Here is a 1316-nt window from a genome sequence, read left to right on the forward strand (position 1 = left end):
CCGTCGGCCTGATGGCGTTCATCGCCGGCGCACGGTACGGCGCCCACGAAATGCGGCACCGTCAGCTGCGTGCCCTCACCGACGAGCTGCTCGGCCTTGGTGACGACCGGTGAGGCTGTACTACCGGACCGCCCTTGAGCGGGCGTTCCCACCACCCGCCCTCGTCGAACCCACCGTCACGTTCGACCTCGACGAGAACCTGCGGGCCGGCGTCCGGAACCTGTACAGGTACCTGCGCGCCCACGACCACTCCCCGGCTGACGCTCGGGCGATGGTCCTGCAGATCACCAGGTGCGGAACCGTCGGTGATGTTGACTTCATCGCCTGGCCCCGCCACCCCCACTACCGGAGGTGAAACGTGCGACCTACTGTCGCGATCACGCTCGGGCTCACCGTGTGGGCCGCCGTCCTAGTCGGCCTGTGGTACTGGGCCGCCGACACCGAGGAGGCCCCAAGTGGGCAAGTCGAAGAAGCAACCCAGCCCCGGTACACCGCAGCGGGCGAACTCCCAACCGACCCGCCGGCGGGTGATGGTGCTACGCAACGGGAAACGCCGTTTCGCCTGGGAGGACCTGACGGGCTGGAACAGCTCGTCCTAAGAACATTCCCGGAAGACCCTGAAACCGCCGCCCGGATCGTTTCGTGCGAATCCGGGTGGGACCCGGCCGCCAGGTCCCGTACCGGCGACACCGGCCTATTCCAGATCAACGACATCCACCGGGCACCCGGTGGGGTCGCCGCCGGACTCACCGTCGAGGACCTGAAAGACCCCGTCACGAACGTGACCGTTGCTCGAGCTCTATACGACGCCCAAGGGTGGACACCCTGGGCCTGCTACTAGGACCATGCCATGCCTGCGCCAGAAGATTACGTAGACGTAGCCACCCGGCTGACCGAAGCGTTCGCCAAGTACCCGGACCTTCGCATCGTCGAACACACACCCCGCCTGGTCGACGCCGGCGGCGCCCTGTTCGTCGAAGTGGCTGTCACCGTCCACCGGCAAGCCGACGACCCGGTCCCTTGCACCGCCCACGCCTGGGAGCCGTTCCCCGGGAAGACCGGGTTCGTGCGGGACTCCGAGATGATGAACGCTTCCACCAGCGCGGTCGGCCGGGCGCTTGGCCTGATGGGGTTCGGTGCGAAGAAGTCGATTGCCAGCGCCGATGAGGTGCGAACCGCTCGAGCACGGCAGCCGGAACCGAAATCGGCCGGTGAGAAACAGCAGCAGTACCGGGACGACACGTTCGCCGCCCAACAGCGGGCCTACGAGAAGGACCGGGCCGACCGGGCGACCGGGCAGGGTGCGCCGACGGAGA

3 protein-coding genes are annotated in these 1316 nt (G+C 67.6%); all 3 read left to right on the plus strand.

Translation table 11 applies throughout. The features are described 5' to 3' along the window. The first annotated feature begins 109 nt into the window (after window positions 1-109). Window positions 110-355 (plus strand): hypothetical protein, encoded by a 246-nt coding sequence (locus ADBZ5U_RS16430; RefSeq protein ID WP_526811970.1) that lies wholly within the window; start codon window positions 110-112, stop codon window positions 353-355. Between the two features lie 39 nt (window positions 356-394). After that, on the plus strand, window positions 395-841 hold the full coding sequence (locus tag ADBZ5U_RS16435; RefSeq protein ID WP_526811973.1) for a transglycosylase SLT domain-containing protein: 447 nt from the start codon (window positions 395-397) through the stop codon (window positions 839-841). A gap of 9 nt (window positions 842-850) precedes the next feature. Next, a partial coding sequence (locus ADBZ5U_RS16440; RefSeq protein WP_526811971.1) for a hypothetical protein occupies window positions 851-1316 on the plus strand: 466 nt, incomplete at its 3' end.

This window comes from Mycobacterium sp. (assembly GCF_040398885.1).
In the GTDB taxonomy this organism is placed as follows: domain Bacteria; phylum Actinomycetota; class Actinomycetes; order Mycobacteriales; family Mycobacteriaceae; genus Mycobacterium.